General features: G+C 60.8%; 18 protein-coding genes and 1 pseudogene. 2 read left to right on the forward strand and 17 right to left on the reverse strand.

Annotation, left to right across the window (positions count from 1 at the left end; genetic code table 11):
* Nucleotides 1-43: 43 nt before the first annotated feature.
* Nucleotides 44-658, reverse strand: a complete 615-nt coding sequence (gene recR / locus Q5H89_RS14750; RefSeq protein WP_305020106.1) for a recombination mediator RecR — start codon at nucleotides 656-658, stop codon at nucleotides 44-46.
* Nucleotides 659-791: 133 nt separating this feature from the next.
* On the opposite strand from recR, the gene Q5H89_RS14755 reads away from it, so the two are divergent.
* On the forward strand, nucleotides 792-1076 hold the full coding sequence (locus Q5H89_RS14755) for a hypothetical protein (RefSeq protein WP_305020107.1): 285 nt from the start codon (nucleotides 792-794) through the stop codon (nucleotides 1074-1076).
* Between the two features lie 180 nt (nucleotides 1077-1256).
* Here the strand turns inward: Q5H89_RS14755 and Q5H89_RS14760 are convergent.
* Nucleotides 1257-1775, reverse strand: a pseudogene (locus tag Q5H89_RS14760) (recombinase family protein); the annotation flags it as partial.
* Between the two features lie 1175 nt (nucleotides 1776-2950).
* Between Q5H89_RS14760 and Q5H89_RS14765 the strand changes: the two are divergent.
* Nucleotides 2951-3862, forward strand: coding sequence for an IPT/TIG domain-containing protein (locus Q5H89_RS14765; RefSeq protein ID WP_305020108.1), 912 nt, complete (start codon nucleotides 2951-2953; stop codon nucleotides 3860-3862).
* A gap of 288 nt (nucleotides 3863-4150) precedes the next feature.
* Here the strand turns inward: Q5H89_RS14765 and Q5H89_RS14770 are convergent, their stop codons facing one another.
* From Q5H89_RS14770 to Q5H89_RS14840, 15 genes are all read right to left on the reverse strand, one after another.
* On the reverse strand, nucleotides 4151-4726 hold the full coding sequence (locus tag Q5H89_RS14770; RefSeq protein ID WP_305020109.1) for a hypothetical protein: 576 nt from the start codon (nucleotides 4724-4726) through the stop codon (nucleotides 4151-4153).
* Nucleotides 4727-5053: 327 nt separating this feature from the next.
* Entirely contained in the window at nucleotides 5054-5989 is a 936-nt protein-coding gene (locus tag Q5H89_RS14775; protein ID WP_305020110.1) for a hypothetical protein, read from the reverse strand.
* Between the two features lie 30 nt (nucleotides 5990-6019).
* Nucleotides 6020-6580, reverse strand: coding sequence for a hypothetical protein (locus tag Q5H89_RS14780; RefSeq protein WP_305020111.1), 561 nt, complete (start codon nucleotides 6578-6580; stop codon nucleotides 6020-6022).
* Nucleotides 6581-6658: 78 nt separating this feature from the next.
* Complete coding sequence (locus Q5H89_RS14785) at nucleotides 6659-6838, reverse strand: hypothetical protein (RefSeq protein ID WP_305020112.1); 180 nt, start codon at nucleotides 6836-6838, stop codon at nucleotides 6659-6661.
* A 129-nt stretch (nucleotides 6839-6967) separates the two neighbouring features.
* Nucleotides 6968-7210 (reverse strand): hypothetical protein, encoded by a 243-nt coding sequence (locus Q5H89_RS14790; RefSeq protein WP_305020113.1) that lies wholly within the window; start codon nucleotides 7208-7210, stop codon nucleotides 6968-6970.
* Nucleotides 7211-7220: 10 nt separating this feature from the next.
* On the reverse strand, nucleotides 7221-7778 hold the full coding sequence (locus Q5H89_RS14795) for a hypothetical protein (protein ID WP_305020114.1): 558 nt from the start codon (nucleotides 7776-7778) through the stop codon (nucleotides 7221-7223).
* A 5-nt stretch (nucleotides 7779-7783) separates the two neighbouring features.
* Nucleotides 7784-8779 (reverse strand): 3-oxoacyl-ACP synthase III family protein, encoded by a 996-nt coding sequence (locus Q5H89_RS14800; RefSeq protein WP_305020115.1) that lies wholly within the window; start codon nucleotides 8777-8779, stop codon nucleotides 7784-7786.
* A 3-nt stretch (nucleotides 8780-8782) separates the two neighbouring features.
* Nucleotides 8783-10060, reverse strand: coding sequence for a patatin-like phospholipase family protein (locus Q5H89_RS14805; protein ID WP_305020116.1), 1278 nt, complete (start codon nucleotides 10058-10060; stop codon nucleotides 8783-8785).
* A 97-nt stretch (nucleotides 10061-10157) separates the two neighbouring features.
* On the reverse strand, nucleotides 10158-10418 hold the full coding sequence (locus tag Q5H89_RS14810) for a hypothetical protein (protein WP_305020117.1): 261 nt from the start codon (nucleotides 10416-10418) through the stop codon (nucleotides 10158-10160).
* Entirely contained in the window at nucleotides 10415-11380 is a 966-nt protein-coding gene (locus Q5H89_RS14815; RefSeq protein WP_305020118.1) for a TlpA family protein disulfide reductase, read from the reverse strand. The genes Q5H89_RS14810 and Q5H89_RS14815 overlap by 4 nt, the downstream gene beginning before the upstream one ends.
* Nucleotides 11381-11529: 149 nt before the next feature.
* Nucleotides 11530-12450 carry a hypothetical protein gene (locus tag Q5H89_RS14820; protein WP_305020119.1) on the reverse strand — a complete coding sequence of 307 codons (921 nt, stop codon included), beginning with the start codon at nucleotides 12448-12450 and terminating at the stop codon, nucleotides 11530-11532.
* Nucleotides 12451-12503: 53 nt separating this feature from the next.
* Nucleotides 12504-12788, reverse strand: a complete 285-nt coding sequence (locus Q5H89_RS14825; protein ID WP_305020120.1) for a hypothetical protein — start codon at nucleotides 12786-12788, stop codon at nucleotides 12504-12506.
* 177 nt (nucleotides 12789-12965) lie between these two features.
* The gene (locus Q5H89_RS14830) at nucleotides 12966-13487 is read right to left on the reverse strand and encodes a GNAT family N-acetyltransferase (RefSeq protein ID WP_305020121.1); all 522 of its coding nucleotides are present in this window, start codon (nucleotides 13485-13487) and stop codon (nucleotides 12966-12968) included.
* A gap of 74 nt (nucleotides 13488-13561) precedes the next feature.
* Nucleotides 13562-14284: a hypothetical protein gene (locus Q5H89_RS14835; RefSeq protein WP_305020122.1), complete on the reverse strand. Its 723-nt coding sequence runs from the start codon at nucleotides 14282-14284 to the stop codon at nucleotides 13562-13564.
* A 49-nt stretch (nucleotides 14285-14333) separates the two neighbouring features.
* Nucleotides 14334-16058, reverse strand: a complete 1725-nt coding sequence (locus Q5H89_RS14840) for a hypothetical protein (protein WP_305020123.1) — start codon at nucleotides 16056-16058, stop codon at nucleotides 14334-14336.
* Between the last annotated feature and the right edge of the window lie 65 nt (nucleotides 16059-16123).

The following is a 16123-nucleotide window of genomic DNA, read 5'->3' on the forward strand; positions in this document are numbered from 1 at the left end:
AGCCACGGGCCGAAACTGCCTGGCAACAATCGCCGCCGGCGGGCTAGCGCGCCTGGCGCTGGCGCTCCACAATGCTGCGGCCCAGCGTAATCTCGTCGGCATACTCCAATTCGCCGCCCATCGGAATGCCCCGGGCGATGGTGCTGATGTGCACGTGTTCAAAGTCGCGCAGGCGGCGCGAGAGGTAAAACGCCGTGGTGTCGCCCTCCATCGTGGGCGAGATGGCCAGGATGATTTCACGAATCTCCGAGTCCTCGGCCCCGGCGCGGGCCACCAGGGAGTCGACCTGCAAATCGGCGGGGCCGATGCCCTCGATGGGCGAAATAACGCCCCCTAGCACGTGGTACACGCCCTGGTACTGGCCGGTATTTTCGATGGCAATCACGTCGCGCACGTCGGCCACTACGCACACCTGGGCGTGGTCGCGCAGCTTATTGGCGCAAATACTGCACTCTTCCGAGTCGGAAATACTGTGGCAGGTGCGGCAGTACGTGATGTCGAAGCGCATCTTGGCCAGGGCCTCGGCCAGGTTGGCGGTGGTGTCGCTTTCGGCCTTGAGCAGGTGCAGGGCCAGCCGCAGGGCGGTTTTTTTGCCGATGCCGGGCAGGCGCGATAGCTCTACTACCGCATTCTCAATGAGCTTGGAAGGAAAATCCATAAAACAGAATAAAGTACCTTTTTGATGCCATAGAGGCACTTTTTAATTTATGTTGTGCCAGGGTTGTGACAATGTTTTGGGATGCGTTGCATTTGTTGCAGAGCCTCTTATTCTCTACATTAAATACAACTGTATGGCAAAGCTCAGCTGCCTGTTGCGGGGTTCTGGTGGGAATGAGGTGAAGAAGACCGTCGTAGTATGCTTCACGCACGATGGGGTAACGTATGCTAAGCGGACCGAGGCGAAAGTCAGCAAGAAGGACTTCGACCAGGTTGCCGGACTCGTCAAAATTAAGGTGAAAGGGTCAGCCGTTGAAAACAAGAAAATCGACCTTGTACGTTCCCGATTTAGCGAGACACTGAAGCGACGTGAGGCGTGGGAACCAGAACCCACGGTCGCCAATTTTAAGCTCAAATAGGAGAAGTTGTTGTCCCAGCCCGAAGTCACCGAACGCAACGATGCGAAGTACAAGTTGCTGCGCGAGTTGACTGCGGAAGCCTTGAGGATGGCAATAGGTGACCTCGAATCCCAGCTTGAAGAGAAGCGGAAGAAGCTTCATCGTATCCTCCACGGAAGCCCTTAATGAGTTAGTGGCTTCTTAAGCAACCAAGGGGTTTTTGGCGGCTAAGAGACGGTACACTGTGCAGGAAATGAACTTGCACTCACGACGGGTTTTATACCCCAGCTCATTCAGCTTGTCCGCAATCTGGTTCAGGCTCCACGCCATATCGTTGTAGCGCTTGGCTAGGTTGCGCGCCTGGATGTTGCGCTCGTGATTCAGGGCGTTATTCTGGTTCGTTTCTTTCCCCTTGACTTTCCCGGCTTCCGTGAAGTTGAGGTTACCTAGTGGCCGGTTACGGGCTTTCTTTGCGGCTGATGCCGCCTTGGTACGAGTAGAAATAAGCTGACGCTCGTTCTCAGCCAGGGTAGCTATAATCCCGATAGCCAATGGAGTAGCATCGGGCATATCCGCACAAACGAAATCCACCTTGGCATCCCTGAGTTTGAAAACAAAGGAGGCGTTACGAGAGAGCTGGTTCAACTTAGCAATAAGGAGAGTAGCCCCCGAAGCCTTCGCGTCTTCAATAGCTGCGAGTAGCTGGGGGCGTGTGTCCTTGCCACCGGACTCAACTTTTCTATGCTCATTTTATGGCTGGTTTCAGGCTGGGGCCTTGTAGGTATAGGATAGTCTGCCGGGTTACCACTTTTGAACAGGGCTTCCTCGAACGCGGTGTATCCGTGTAGGTAGCAGCACGCCGGAGCCAGGATGTAGTTGCCGCGCCGGCACTGGGCGTGGCTGCCGGGGTAAACAGCCACGGTCCGGTTGCACTCGTCACACCAGGCTGTTTCGCGGATGTAATAGCCAGGAGATGGTAAAAATATGCCCTGACATGCTATTAATGCAGGTTGCGCATACCCTTTGTGTGCATTGATACAAAAAATGAGTTGAATCTTGTAGCAATGTTATATCAAGCGCCCATTGCTGCAATAAGGCAATGAACTTTCATCAAGTCGTGATTATGATGACGTGAATACATCAACCAGGCCTTGAATTTTTTAAGTACGCCTAGGCACTTACGGCGCAGATAAGCGCGGTACTCAAATGCACGAAAGCGGGAGGACTTGGTCCCGAACAAGAATAATCTGGTTGTCCACGCAAGGCCGTCACTTCGAAGGAGCGCCCTGTTGCAGCAAATAACCAATATTCGGCTGCAAGGCGTTGTACTACGCAGAGAAAATCCTTGCTATTTTCACTGGTTTTACAGCAAGAATTACACACAACTACTTTATTAATAAGAAGTTATGAGTAATTTACGCCTGAGTTTATGGCTGCTTGCCGGGCTACCGCTTTTTATTTCTTCTACACTGGCGAAGTGCGTAAAGAGCTTTTGCGTTACAAACGCAGAAGACGCTTGCCGGCCGCCTTTTGGCACTCGCCTGCGTTGGGTGGTGGCCTTGCTACTGACCACCTGCGCAGCTCGCGCCACTACGGTGGACTGTACTACAGGGAAGAGTTCAGTTTTCCAAGCGCTGCCCCCTGCCAGTGGCCAGGTAGTCCGCGTCATCGCCGTCACTAGTGTTCGTCTCGGCGCCAGCCCTGTAGGGGCTCGCACTAAGTACGTGCCTGGGGCGGCCGTACGCATAGATACTTGGTTGGCTACGGCTAGCCCGCCACGCACCCCCATTAAGTCCACTCAACCGAGGAGTGTAACTACCGCCAAGGGCTTACTCGCTCACAAGCGCGTATCCCAGCTACCCACGCCGGGGGGAGGTACCGGCGTGGGCAACTTCGTGGCTCCGCCTATCAATGCCAGCCCGGCCGTAGGCCATCACCCCTGCAGCATAGTAGTAGGAGACGTAGATGGCGATGGTGACCTGGACCTGCTTACGGCTAATTCCAGCAGTAACAACGTGAGCGTGCGCCTCAACGATGGCAGAGGCAACTTTACGCCCCCCGCCAGTAACCCTAATCCGGCCGTGGGAACCGCCCCTCGCAACCTGGCGGTGGGCGATGTGGACGGCGACGGTGACCTGGACCTGGTGGCCGCTACTTCCATCGGCAGATACTCGGTAAGTGTGCGCCTCAACGATGGCACGGGCAATTTCACGCCCCCCACCCGTAACCCTAACCCGGTCGTGGGGGGCAACCCCAACAACCTGGCATTGGGCGACCTGGACGGGGATGGCGACCTGGACCTGCTGGCCGCTAATACCAGCAGCAACACCGTGAGCGTGCGCCTAAATGATGGGAGGGGCAACTTTACTTCGCCCACCAGCAACCCCGAGCCGGCCGTGGGCAGTGACCCCGAAAGCCTGGCGTTGGGGGACCTGGACGGCGACGGCGACCTGGACCTGCTCACGACTTGTAGCAATGGCTATGCGGTGAGCGTGCGGTTGAATCAGGCGCCTGCCCCCACTATCAGCCAGGTAAGCCCAGTCAGCGGCGTAGCCGGCACGCGCGTGCGCCTGACGGGCACTAACCTAACGGGGGCCAGCCGTGTGCTCCTCGATGGGGTGGCCGTGACCCCAACGGCCGTTAACAGTACCAGCCTGGTGTTTGTGGTGCCGGCCGGCACCAGTTCCGTGCCGGTCCTTCTCGTTACGACCCCGTGCGGCAACAGTGCAGTTAGTACGGCCTTCGCGGTGCGGCTACGTGGGGCAGCGCGCCGTCGTAAAATCGCAAAAAAACACCACAAGACCTGATGATAAGCGGAGTCAGGCGAGGTCATTTGGTTCGCAGATACAACCGCCCGGGCGTGACGGGCTGCGGAAACAGGGGCTGATGCCCAGCTGAACCACTGGTCGGGCGAGCGCTGGCCCTGGCAGCGAGGGCCTAGCCGCCAACTGGCGTAGCCGGCTAGGCCGGCGGCGGCGGCGCGTGCTTGACCCCCACCCGGTGCTGCCAGCAACAGCGGCGAGGATAGCGCTCAACTCCTGGTTGACAGGCACTTCGCGTCCGGAGGCAACGGGCGCCTGCGCACGCCCGTGTACCTACTTGGTGTTTAGTACTTTTTCTAATTCACTGTTGACCGTGCTTAACCCTATTCTGCCAATCAGCAGGAGTATCACGAAAAGGCTCCAGAAAGCACAATCTTCACAAAAAACACTCAGCCAGCCTTGTTGCCGGGCTACCCAGACGGAAACCGTAAACAGTATCACCCAGATAGCCACCGCGCCACTGCTCACGCGCAAACCCTTCCCACTCATTTGCTGCAAATACGTTTCCCATCCTATCAACTGCTCACTGCTTCTTGGGGCAGCTGCTTCCATCTTCCGTATGTAAGCGGCCCGTAGCAAAATATAGTGCAACAGGGCCAGGCACCGGAGCCCCCCCAGAAGCGCAAAAAAGGCGGGGATTAACCAGACAATCGGGTGGTCTGCTACGAAACGTTGGCCACTGTCCTTAACCGTAGCCAACCAGGTCCACACCGCGCCAGTGCCTGCTAGGGCTATGCGTTCCAGCAACCGGGTTTCGGCCACGTCGGCATCAATCTCGGCTCGCAGTACGTCATACTGTTTGATTTCAAAATCATTCAAGCCAGAACTTTGCTTAGAGTCATCCGCCATAGTCTTATGCAGGTTACGAGGGTATACCAACTGAAAAACAAATGCTTAACGAAGCTTGCCTGTCGCGCCATGGCGAGTATATCCGAGGTAGCTCGCTAAATCAGGACATGTACTCGCCGGGTACATCCTCAGCTATTATTTGGGCCTGTACCGAGCAGCGGCCAGCCAGGTCTGCGCGTCCGACCGGGTGAAGTAACGCTTAGTTGCCAGCGTTGCGCTGGGAGTCCGGCTACCAGGGCCTGACGCGTTGCTCAGGCGGGTTATCTCCTCCGTCAGACCCCTAGCCGTCCGTTTTTACTTAAGCACCTCCAGAAAACGACGTACATCTTACGTTACCAGTACTTCCGCATCCGGGTCGACGCGCCGCCACCAGCTGAGCGGCCGCTTCAGATAGCCCCAGGGCCGTATGGCGTCGGGCAGCGTTACCAGGTAGACGATGCCCACTACGGCCAGCACAAACGCAATGTGCAGCGGCGCAAACCACTTGTGCTCGGTCAGCATTTCCAGGCCCAGGATAACCACCGACGACAACAGGTACGGGCGTTGCGCCCGCGTCACATCGTGGTGGCGAAAGAGCACGGCCATGGTGTAGTTGAGCAGAAACTGGGTCACGGCCGACACGGCAAATAGCCACAGGTCGGCCACGTGGATGGGGCTGAGGTGTCCGCCCAGCCCCCACACGGCCAGCCCCACGGCGAAGCAGCCCAGATTGGTCGTGTTAATGACCGTGAGGTTGTTTTCAACCGCGACACTTTGCTTGCCCAGCAAATAGGCGACGGCCGTCATCGCCACCGCGAAAATTGCCATGGCCAAACCGAGCGGGTCTTCGTCTATTTTGCCCGCAAACAGGAAAGAGGAGAGCACCAGCGCCAGCACGAGCAGCGAGAGCCGGAATTTCCCATCGCGGGCCCGCTGGCCCAGCAGCACCGCCAGAATAACGGCGAACGGAATATCCAGCCGCTGAATGGTCGAAACCGTTACCCCCGCCAGGCGGCGGAAAGACTCGAAGGCCAGCAGCAGCGCGAGCCCGGAGTTGAAGAACCGGACGGCCTGCGCGCGCGGGGCCTGCGGCCAGATGCGCAGGCCTTGCCAGCGGGCTATCGCGGCCACCAGGGCACAACCCAAAATGCCGCGGTATACCAGCAGCGAGGGCACCGAATAGCCCCGGCTCGTGAGGTGCTCAATAGATTGGTTGTAAGCCACGGCGGCCACCAGGGTTACCAGGGCATTGTAGCGGTAAATCAGGTTGTCGAACCGGTTCATAGGGAAAGGCGCGGGTATAAACCAATTGCTTCACGCCAGCGCCAGCATCTGGCGGAGCTGCTCGGCAGCGATGGCGAACTGGGTGCGTGGCAAGGCAACGAACAGCTCTTCGGTGTGCTCCCCGAAGGTTATATCCGCGCCGCTTACCGGGCAGAAGGAGTAGCCCAGCGCACGGAGCAGGTTCAGGCGCGGGGCGCCAGCATAGACAAAGCCGGTCAGGGATTGCAGCTGCGGGTCGGCTAGGGCAGTTTCCAGCATCGCTAGCCGCAGGCGGCTGTTGAGGCCCTGGTAGTGCCGGCCCGGTCGGGTAGCCCCCCGGTTGAGCAGCAGGGTTGGAAAAGCCTTGAACTCCACTGCCGGCAGGGAGCCATTGAAGTGGGCCAGGTCGGCGAGCGAGCGACACGGGATGTACTGCATGGTGGCCACCAGTCCATTAGCCGAGCAGTCGGCCACTAGCACCTGCCCGTCCCAGCGGGTCACGGCCGCTTCGTCGGCTATCGTAAACTCCGGGGCCGCCCGGTAGGCGGCCAGCCGCAAAGCCGCTACGGCATCAAAATCGGCCGCAGTGGCCAAACGGATGGTGATAGGCACTGGGCGAGTGGGGTGAAAAATAAGGTGTGCAAAGAAGCGTGACATTTTTGGGAGAAGCAATACCTAAAACTAGGTAGGCTAGGGGCTAGCGGGCTGCCAGATGCACAAGTGGTGGTTGGGGATGGGCGGCACCGGGTCGGCCGCACGCCACACCACCGGACCCAGCTCCCGCCAGCCTTGCTGCTGCAACTGGGCCACCCGGCCTGGGAAGCTGGCCCCTAGCGCAAACGCCACCCCGGTGTCTTGCAAAAAGGCCATGCGGATTTGGTCGAACTGCCCGGCCAACCCCTGACCCCGGTAGGCGGGCAGAATGACTAGCCGGGAGAGGTAGCCCCAGGGCCGCCCCGCCGGCAGCTCAAAGCGGTTAAAGTCGGGCTGCCCGCTTTCCTAAAGGGTATCAAGCAACACCACGCGGGCCGCCGCCACCAGCCGTCCCTCGTCCTCGACCACCCAATGCCGCGCGCCGCGGTGGGTATCAAGCGCATCGGACCAGCCCTGCGGGAACAACTCGCGATTGACGTAGGGCTGGCCGGGCGACTGCTCCCACGCCGCCACGCGCAGGGCGTAGATTTCGGGTAGCCGCGAGGCGTCGGCGAGCAGCTGCGGCGTCAGCTTCGTAGGGGTGTTCATTGAAAAACAGCTAGGGGTGCAGTGCTGTATTTGCCGAGTCGGTGGCGATAATGGCCAGCAAGCCAATGCCCACGTCGCCGTAGTGCTTCCAGCCCATTTTCAGCGAGCTGGCGTGGGTATTGTGATTGTGATAAGCCATGATGCCCGCGAAGTAGTCGTATTTGGCTTTCGAAATTTCTCGCAGCAGATGCAGGGTCTTCGCGTTCAGCCCGCGGCCCTGGTAGGGTTCTGCTGTGCTCGACAGCAGACAAGTAGCGTAGCGGCCAGCCGGGAGAGTGCCGTTGGCAATCAGGCGCTCAACTACCGCCTTGCGCTCTGCTAGGTCGCCGGGGTCGAAAAAGGGGTTGGTAAAGTAAAAGCTTACCACCTGGCCGTCGGCTACGGCTACGACGGCTTCACTTTCGGCCACTATCCGCTCAATTTTTGCCACGGTATAGGGGTTCTTAAGCGTAAAAAAACGCTTGGTTTTTTCTGCGTCCACGTAGTGCTCCTCCCAGTAGCGGTAGATGTTGTAGATGCCCTGGGCATCGGCGGCCGTGGCCCGGCGGATTTCAATAGTGTGAGCCATACTAATCAAGCAGACGGTGAAAGATGCAGTTTAATCAGCCCCGCCGCGTAGGTATAGCCGGCGCCCACGGCAGCCAGCAGCAGCGTTTCGTGGCCGCGCAGCCGGCCGCTGCGTAGCGCCTGCGAGATGGCTAGCGGTATAGTGGCGGCGCTGGTGTTGCCGATATCGGCCACGTTGGCCAGTAGCTTATTGGCGGGCAGGCCCAGGTCGTCACCCAGCGCTTCGAGCAGGCGCAAGTTGGCTTGGTGCGGCACCAGGCAATCCACTTGCGCCAGGGTCAGGCGCTGGTCGGCGAGCAGCTCTCGGATAGCCTGCCCGAACAACCGCAGCACTTCGGGGCCAATATGCCGGCTTACGAAGCGCAGGTAGTGCGCTCCTGCGGCTACCAGGGCAGGCGTAGCGGGCAGGCGGCTGCCCCCGGCCGGGGCCACGATATCGGTTAGGCACGTGCTATCGAGCTGGCAACGCATGCCCAGCAGGTGGTTTGCGGTGTCGCTGCGTTGCAGCAGGCAGGCGCCGGCCCCATCGGCCAGCACCAGGGTGGTTTTGCGGTCGAGCGGGTCAATGATGCTGCTCATCTTATCGGCCGCGCACACCAGCACCGTGCGGCAGGTACCCGCCTCAATGAGTGCCGCGCCCACCTGCAAGGCGTAGAGAAAGCCGCTGCACGCCGCCATCAGGTCGAAGCCCCAGGCGCGGACGGCGCCCAATTGCCGCTGCACCAAGGCCGCCGTGGAGGGGCAGGGCTGGTCGGGCGTCATGGTGGCTACCAGCAGGCAGTCCAGCTCGGAAGCAGCTACGCCGGCCCGGGCCAGGCAGTCGCGGGCGGCGGCCACGGCCAGGTCCGAGGTGGCCTCGTCGGCCGCCGCGTAGCGCCGCTCCCGGATGCCGGTTTTGGCCAGTATCCAGTCCTCGCTCACCCCAAAGCGCTCGGCCAGCTCGGGGTTGCCCACGCGCCGCGCCGGCAGGTAGTGGCCAAAACCAATTATCGCTATGCCCATTGGTCAGGAAGCGAAAGGGAACAGCTCATTAAACAGGCGCTGCACGTCTGCAAACAAGGGTTGGCCTACTAAACAGCGCAGCTCGGCATCGGCGCGAACGGGCTGGTTGGGCAGCCGGCCCGCCAGCCAGTCCTCGCAAATGCGTTGCACCAGCTTCACTTCTTCGTTGGTTACGGCATCCAGCTCCAGGGCGCAAATGGCTTTGATAGTCGTTTCGTCGTAGCTGGGTGGCGCGTGCCAGGTGTTGTTTTCCAGCCGAGGCTGCACCACCGGGTTGGCCCGGATAAAATTGCGGCTTTGAAAGCCCGCGTGGGCAAAGTTTGGGTTAAGCGTGGTGAAGGCTACGTAGGAAGCCGAGTCGGGTGGGGCACCCACGATAGCGGAGGCGACTTTCACTACATCGCGGAAAAAGCCCTCGTTGGCTTTGGCTGCGGTCAGCAGCGAGTCATACTCCGCGGTTTGGCCGGCCTGCGCCACCGGAAAAACCTTGGCCCCGGTGCCAACGGACACCACCTGGATGCTAGCGGCCGGATGCCCGTTGGACAAAGCCTCCGTGACGGCCGCCAGCACGGGGTTGTTGTAGCCGGCCACCCCGCCGTCCCACAGGTAGCTGTCCTGCCCGCCGATGCTGACGGCGGCCGTGGCATCAAAGAAGTTGACCGGGGCCGTACTCGACGCGTGCACGGCGGCCAGCAGCTCCACCGGGTGGCCGGTGGCGGGGGCGGGCGGGCGGCTGGCCAGCACGTCGGCCAGCACGGCACTGTCGCCCCGGCTCAGCTGGTCGGAGCGGAAAAAGGTGGAGCGCTGGCGATTATAGTCAAAGGCCGGGATGAGTACGTGCGGCCCCGGCCGGCCGCTGCCGGGCTGGCTTACGCGGTCGGGCACGTTGTGCAGGCACAGCCCGTTGAGCACGCCCAGGTGCTGGCGCAGGGCCGCCAGCTTGCGCTCCGTCGAGTACCGGGGGCCCACGGCCGGCAGCCAGTCGCCGCTAGCCTCGGCCAGGGCATGTTCGAGCCGCCAGCCTAGCTTATCGGTGGGCGCGAAGATGTCGCGCCGCACGGCTTCATTTTCAAACAGCGCTAGGATGTCGGCCAGCGGCATATCGGCCACCAGCCCGGCCAGCACAATGCTGCCGCCCGAGTTGGCCGCTACCAGGTCAAAGCAGCGCAGCACCTGATGGCCGGTAGTAGCCCAGGGCATCAGCTGTTGCAGGCAGCGCACCTGAATCAGGGCCCAGGAGCCGCCGCCGTCGAGTGAGAGGATACGGTAGGGGGCTGACATTGTAGGCATTACGAGTCGGAAAAGCCAAAAGTAACTCAGCCCATAGGCCTAGCCAATACCTAGAAATAGGTAGCTGACCGTTGCCGGATTCGTCAGCTTACCGGCGGCCTGGTACCCCTAGCGCGGCCCAGGCAGCAGCCAGTTGCCGGGGCTGCGTGTGTAGGTCGCAGGTGTAGGGTTGGAAGTCAAATATCATTGGGGCGACCTCGACCCGAATAGTACTGCCCACGACCACGAAACCTAATTGGTGCAACTGCCGGTGCGGCTCCGTGTTGCCATTCACCCAGCGGGCGCCCGTGGCCTGCGCCAGCAGTAGCGCGGCAAAAAGCTGTTCGTGTTCGAGTCCGGGCAAGGTCATGGCTTGCCGGTTTTGCCAGGTGAATTGGCAGAGGCCAGCGCCCGCCGGATAAGCCCTTCCACCTGGCCGCTGCTGGGGCGGGGCGCGTTGCCGTCGAGGATGCGCCCGTCGGGGCCGATGAGGACGTAGCGCGGCAGCGAGGGCAGCCGGTACGCCACGCCAGCGGTGGCCCGGCCCGAATCCGGCGAAACCACGTTCAGGCCCTCAATGCCGTTCTTTTCCAGGGCGCACTGCCAGGTGTCCCAGTCGTCGTCCAGGCTCACGTTCAGGAAGGCTACTTCACTGGCGTAGTCAGCCAGGGCGGCGTGCAGGGCGCGCGCGGCTGGGGCTTCCACCAGGCAGAAGCCGCACCAACTGGCCCAAAAGTCCACGTACACCACCTTGCCGCGCAGGGCGGCCAAGTCTAAGTGCTTACCAGTCTGATTTTTGGCCTGGAAGACCGGGGCCACCATGCCCGGCCGGGTGAGGCGGTCGCCGGGCCAGCGGCGCTCCCAACCCTGGTGGCGCAGGAAGTACAGCTCGCCCCGCTGGTAGTCCACAAACGGCTTTTCCAGCGGGCCAGGGTGCGGGAAGGCCGCCGCCAGGCGGGCCGCGTCGTGGCGCTTGGTGGCCGCCAGCCAGATGCGGAAAGCTGCTTCGGGGCCGGCCAGGGTCTGGCGGTATTGTTGCTGCTGGCGGTTCTGGTCCAGCACCTCGGCCGCGCGGTAATTGTTGACGCGGCTGCCGCGCCCGGTATAGCGCAGCGTTTCGTCGAAGCGGCGGGCGTCGAGCGTAATGGTCAGGTTGTCGCCGGGCGAAATCCACATCCGGGCTACCTCGTCGCCCAGCTGCAGAGTGGCCGGCTGGGCCGCGCTCCAGCGGGCCCGCAGCTGAAAGCGCCCGTCGGCGGCGGTTTGAGTGCGCAGAATCTCGTTGCCGTAGTTGTCGGTAAGAACCAGCGTGCGGCTATGCGGGTGGAGCATTCGACCTTGCAGGGCAATAATTGGGTAGCCACTAGTTGAAGTGGCGGGAGCATTTTGGGCGGTCGCAGGGGCTAAGGAGAGCCCGATGGCAAAGACCAGCAGCAGCGCCCGAGCTGAGCGCTGGCAGAAGAGGATACGGAGCCGGCCCATCACCACTGACTGGTTGACGCTGCCAGGGCCACCAGCATATCGCCCAGCACCGTACCGAGGTTGAAGGCCGCTGTGTAGCGGTGCGGCTTAGTCGCTTCCGGTCCGTAGAAGCCTACCCGGTTGGCAATGCCGGAGGCAAACAGGACGGGCACGCCGGCCGGGGCACTGAGTCGTATCAGGCCGTGCGTGGTTTCGACCGATACGGCCGGTGCGGTACCCGTAGCAGCCCAGGCGGCGAGGGTAGCGGCATCGGCCTGGTCGTATTTTGTGTAGTCCAGCACGTTCAGCGTGCCCAGGGCAATACTTTGCTCGTCAAGCAGCACCTGGGGGATGGCCGGGACGGGCAGCGCGACGGGCCCCGGCACGTTGGCCACGGGCAGCAGGTGCTGCGCGGTGCCGGCCGCGGCCAGCTTCGCGCTGAGCAGGCCAAACAGCGCCGGAGCCGCGCCGCCGGGCAGTACTGTGTCGAAGGCGCCGGGCAGCTGGAAGTTGCTGGTCGAGGTGGAGTCGAAGCTGCGGGCATCGTGCAGCAAGAAGCGCCCGCCCAGCAGCACTGAGCCGTTAAGCGAAGCCGTGGCTTCGACGGAGGCCGCCGTGCCGGCCGCTACCACCAGGTCGACGGGCGCATAGTCGCGGTAGAGCGTGGGCAGCACCCGGTACTTTTCTTCCGAGCTGGAAGCATTCTTGGTGGGGTCCATAACGTCCTGCAGACACCAGATGATGGCGCGCAACTGAATGCCCTGGGCATCGCCGAAGTAGTAAGTGGCGCGGGGCGCGGCGCGGTGGTCGCCGTCACGGCGGGGACTGTCCAGCTCATTGGGGTAAGGCAGTCCTTTAGCCCTAAACTCGGCACTGGTCAACGCATTGAGCACCGGCTCTACCTCCCAATTCTTATTGACGACGAAGAAAATGGTTTTCATGAAGGGCGTGCAAATGGTTACGAATAAGCTGCCTGGGAACTCGTAAGCGCGCGTCAGCTAGCGCAGGTCACTAGCACGGCTACTTCGACGGCGGCGCAAAGGACTTGGTGGTCGGCGACCGAATACAGGGTAGTGAGGAAGCCTTCAGCCAGGTTGTCGCCTCGTATGGCTCGCGTCCACTGCTGGTTGAGGGCGTGGGCGATGGTCCGCGGCTGCAGCAGCCCGGCACGGGTGTGGCCGGGTAGCCAGCGGGTAGTGTCCTGGATGCTGTGTGGGGATACTGCCCCTTCGTAGAACGTGGCCACGTCCGGCCGCCAGAGCCCTTCTTCCAGGCGCACGCCACCCCGCGTGGCATTGTAGATCGTGTCGTCCGGTTGCAACTCCGGCAATGTCAGGTGGTCGGCTGTCGTGCTTTCCATCGTTACGCACACTAGGCCGCGTTGCTGGCAGGCGGCGTCGAGCAGGGTTGCGCTCTAGGGTGTTAGCTGAAAAGCCGGTGGTGACGAGGTAGAGGGTCATGAATTAGGCAAGGCGATAGTATGCTCAGGGGTAGGTACCGTGTACACCCACAGGTTACTAACGTGCGTAAGTGGTGGCACTTGTGGCACGAAGCCGGGCTGGGTAAGCACAAAGCCACAACGGGCTACCATCTTCGCGATGCCGCTATTATTAGTGCGTACCCATCCTATTACAAATTGAATTTCTCGCATCCCGGCCTCATTCAACGCCTTTCGCAGTAGACTCTCACCCAGGCCCTTGAGTTGTACATCTGCTGCCACGTAAGTGCTCGACTCGGCCAGCAGGTACCTCTTGAGTGGATTACTAGTGCAGGGAAGCAGCGACTGCCACCCTAGCACCTGCCCGGCTTCCTCGGCCACCCAGAAGCCGAATGGCGGCTGACAGGTGGCAAAATTGTGGTGGAACTGCTCGCGCAGGTCGGGCGGGTGGGCGAAGCCGGCGAACGAGTGGGCGATGCCTTCCAGCCAGATGGCGTAGATGGCTTCAAAGTCGACAGGCGCGGCGGGGCGGATGGTCATTGTGCGTTCGTCAGAGTAGCGTGGGGGCGAGTGCGCATTTTCTTAATTATTAATTTTCTTATTTGATTTTTAATTTATTTCAATTCAAAAACCCATTTAGGTTCAAACTCCATGTCATCGGCTTTAGCCGATGTGGCTAGGGGTTCCCAACTGCCGTGGTCGTCGTACTGCTTGCCGAGCACAAACACAGCGTGATTATCGCTGTAGGCCACTGCTGCTGCGTACAGCAGCGCGGGGTTGTAGCGGGGAGCGGTTGAGTCTTTCACTTGCAAACCCAGATGCCGGTAGGCATTATCGCTGCAAATGCTTTTGTCGGTCAGTTTGCGCAAAGCGCGCCTATACTTGGTCAGTGGAGCATAGACAACGACTTTGCCTGCGTCGTCGATGCAGCCGTACCACTGCTGAGTTTGCATGTATTTAGCCATCACTGCGTAGCAGAAATTGGCATAGGAGACGATTGCTGCCCTTTCGGTAACAGGCAGAGCTATTCCTGTCGGCTGATTGAACATGGCCCAGGTGGCCGCCTGTTGCCGTTCGGCGTCGGTGAGCACAAGCGCAGTGCCATCGTGCAGCGTCACCCGCACCTGGTCGCCCGTGCGCAGGGTATCAAACACTTGGCCTATACCATGATGCTGGATAGCGGCTTTAATCAGCGCGACCGATATGCAGTTATTCGCTCTCCCTTGCGCAAATGCCTGCATGCGCAAGGCATCCGGCGACTGGGCATAGCTGGTTAGACTGGCTGCATCGAGAAGCAGCGCCGCAGAAGCAACTTGGAAGTAGCAGCTGATTTTCATGGCAATAGGCTAAATGGATGAACAGAGACAGGTAGGCTGAAGGCTGGGCCTACCACGGCATGCGGGTGTGCCAGTTATTGAACCCGATTTTTAGGCTGAAGACATCGGGCATAGGCAGCGAGCCGGCATTATGCTCATAGCCGATTACAACGCGGAGGGGATAATGAGCATCTTCGGCCCCAATGTTCCACGCCAGGTCCACTCCGGTTACCAGGCCGTGGCCACTATTCGTCGTTATACCGCCGCCAATGCGGCCCTGCACTGCCGCGTTGAGGTAGGGAAGCGGAAATAGGTTGGGAGCAAAAAGCACATTGGTTTGCAGACAGCGGTCGATATCGTCCGATTCATTTCGGTAGGGAACGGATTTAACAGCTACCGCAACCCCGTATTCGGAGCGGTGCAGCAGGCCATTCTTGGCATCAGCCGGCCCCGGCGAGCAATGATATTGCAGTTCTCCTCCCACGGCCGCTGAAGAGCGGTTGCTACCCCATTGTCCAAAACCTAACACGGTGTAAGAGGTGTGGTAATCGTAGGCAAAAGCATCCTTGGAATTGACAGGGCCGGGTGCAGCACCCGTCGCAGTCGGTACCCGTAGTCTCTTCGGTGGATAGTGAAAGATATAGTCGCCCACTTCTTTGTGGACAATCTGCTCGGAAGCGCCGACGTACGCAAAAGCAGTCGCCGTAAGCGTTGCGTTGCCAAAGGGCCGGAAATGGTCATTAAGCACGGTGCGCCAGCCTTGCTCCAATTGAGTTTCCAAAGCATCATAGACCGGCCGGGCGTTGCGAAAGGCCGTCAGCAGGGCGGCCTGGCTGCTGGGGTAGCCGGCCGGGTCGAGCTGCGGGTAGTCATTATCTTTTGAAAGCCCCTTGCTGTTGTACTCCCAAGCCGGTTCGCCGTAGTGCACCGACTGGTAGTAGGTGTGGGTAAGGGCGTCGCGCAGCTCAACCAAGTCGGCCGCGCTAGTGCCCGGGCGGGCGTAGGTGCTAAGTGAGGCATCCCACAGGGGGCGGAATTGCTGCTGCGCAAGGCGGGTACGGTAAAACAGGGTCATCACATCAGCCAAGGCGTTGGCTGCTTCCTCGGCCTGCGGCGACATGTTGTGAAGGCGGGTTGGGTCAAACCACTCTTCATCGCCGGGGGCGTGGCCAATACCGCCGTGCAGCATGCGGTGGGTGCCCTCCGAAGTGGCTTGGTGGGCGGCCAGCGGCCAGGCTGGCCGGGACAGTCGCCACCCCTTCACGGCTTTCAGGGCGCCGAACTTGCCATCACGGGTGGTATGCTCACTCGAATAAGAATCGGCCACGATGTGCAGCAGCACAAAGACGCCCCGGCCCGATTCGCTGGCTCCTTCCGGGTTGTAGCAGGCTTCCCATAGCAGAAAGCGCATGAGTTGCAGGCAGTCGGGCAGGGTTTGCAGCAGCAGCACGTGCTGTTTAGCAGCCGCATCGAGGTTGGCCATGTTGGCCGCTCGAACCACGGATTTATTGCCCGCCATAAAATGGTAGCCTTGCAAGTCCTGGGCAAACTGCCGCTCGCCCGAGGCATCGGGATATTGCGAGCGGGGCGCGGGCACGGCATCGGTGGCCTCGGTCCAATTGGGCAGCATATACACTTCCCGAATAATGTCCTGCCTGGTGGGGGGCAATGTCAGGGCAGCAGCCAGGGCAGCGGTATACCGCTCCTGCAATATTCCCAAGGCCCGCTGCTCAATGGCCTTGTGTCCCGCCGACTCGAAGGCACTGGCGGGCTCAACTCCGCAAAGCCAGAGCATGATAGCGCCCACTACCCATCCCCACGACCCGAGGCGAATTGCTGCTGACTTGGCGAATAAGTACA

This window comes from Hymenobacter cheonanensis (assembly GCF_030581075.1).
In the GTDB taxonomy this organism is placed as follows: Bacteria; Bacteroidota; Bacteroidia; order Cytophagales; family Hymenobacteraceae; genus Hymenobacter.

What these genes read in the sequence shown, in the direction of transcription:
- recR (WP_305020106.1), bottom strand. Translation starts at nt 658, where the DNA reads ATGGATTTTCCTTCCAAGCTCATTGAGAATGCGGTAGTAGAGCTATCG.
- Q5H89_RS14755 (WP_305020107.1), top strand. Translation starts at nt 792, where the DNA reads ATGGCAAAGCTCAGCTGCCTGTTGCGGGGTTCTGGTGGGAATGAGGTG.
- Q5H89_RS14770 (WP_305020109.1), bottom strand. Translation starts at nt 4,726, where the DNA reads ATGGCGGATGACTCTAAGCAAAGTTCTGGCTTGAATGATTTTGAAATC.
- Q5H89_RS14775 (WP_305020110.1), bottom strand. Translation starts at nt 5,989, where the DNA reads ATGAACCGGTTCGACAACCTGATTTACCGCTACAATGCCCTGGTAACC.
- Q5H89_RS14785 (WP_305020112.1), bottom strand. Translation starts at nt 6,838, where the DNA reads ATGGCCTTTTTGCAAGACACCGGGGTGGCGTTTGCGCTAGGGGCCAGC.
- Q5H89_RS14790 (WP_305020113.1), bottom strand. Translation starts at nt 7,210, where the DNA reads ATGAACACCCCTACGAAGCTGACGCCGCAGCTGCTCGCCGACGCCTCG.
- Q5H89_RS14795 (WP_305020114.1), bottom strand. Translation starts at nt 7,778, where the DNA reads ATGGCTCACACTATTGAAATCCGCCGGGCCACGGCCGCCGATGCCCAG.
- Q5H89_RS14800 (WP_305020115.1), bottom strand. Translation starts at nt 8,779, where the DNA reads ATGGGCATAGCGATAATTGGTTTTGGCCACTACCTGCCGGCGCGGCGC.
- Q5H89_RS14805 (WP_305020116.1), bottom strand. Translation starts at nt 10,060, where the DNA reads ATGTCAGCCCCCTACCGTATCCTCTCACTCGACGGCGGCGGCTCCTGG.
- Q5H89_RS14810 (WP_305020117.1), bottom strand. Translation starts at nt 10,418, where the DNA reads ATGACCTTGCCCGGACTCGAACACGAACAGCTTTTTGCCGCGCTACTG.
- Q5H89_RS14815 (WP_305020118.1), bottom strand. Translation starts at nt 11,380, where the DNA reads ATGCTCCACCCGCATAGCCGCACGCTGGTTCTTACCGACAACTACGGC.
- Q5H89_RS14820 (WP_305020119.1), bottom strand. Translation starts at nt 12,450, where the DNA reads ATGAAAACCATTTTCTTCGTCGTCAATAAGAATTGGGAGGTAGAGCCG.
- Q5H89_RS14830 (WP_305020121.1), bottom strand. Translation starts at nt 13,487, where the DNA reads ATGACCATCCGCCCCGCCGCGCCTGTCGACTTTGAAGCCATCTACGCC.
- Q5H89_RS14835 (WP_305020122.1), bottom strand. Translation starts at nt 14,284, where the DNA reads ATGAAAATCAGCTGCTACTTCCAAGTTGCTTCTGCGGCGCTGCTTCTC.
- Q5H89_RS14840 (WP_305020123.1), bottom strand. Translation starts at nt 16,058, where the DNA reads ATGCTCTGGCTTTGCGGAGTTGAGCCCGCCAGTGCCTTCGAGTCGGCG.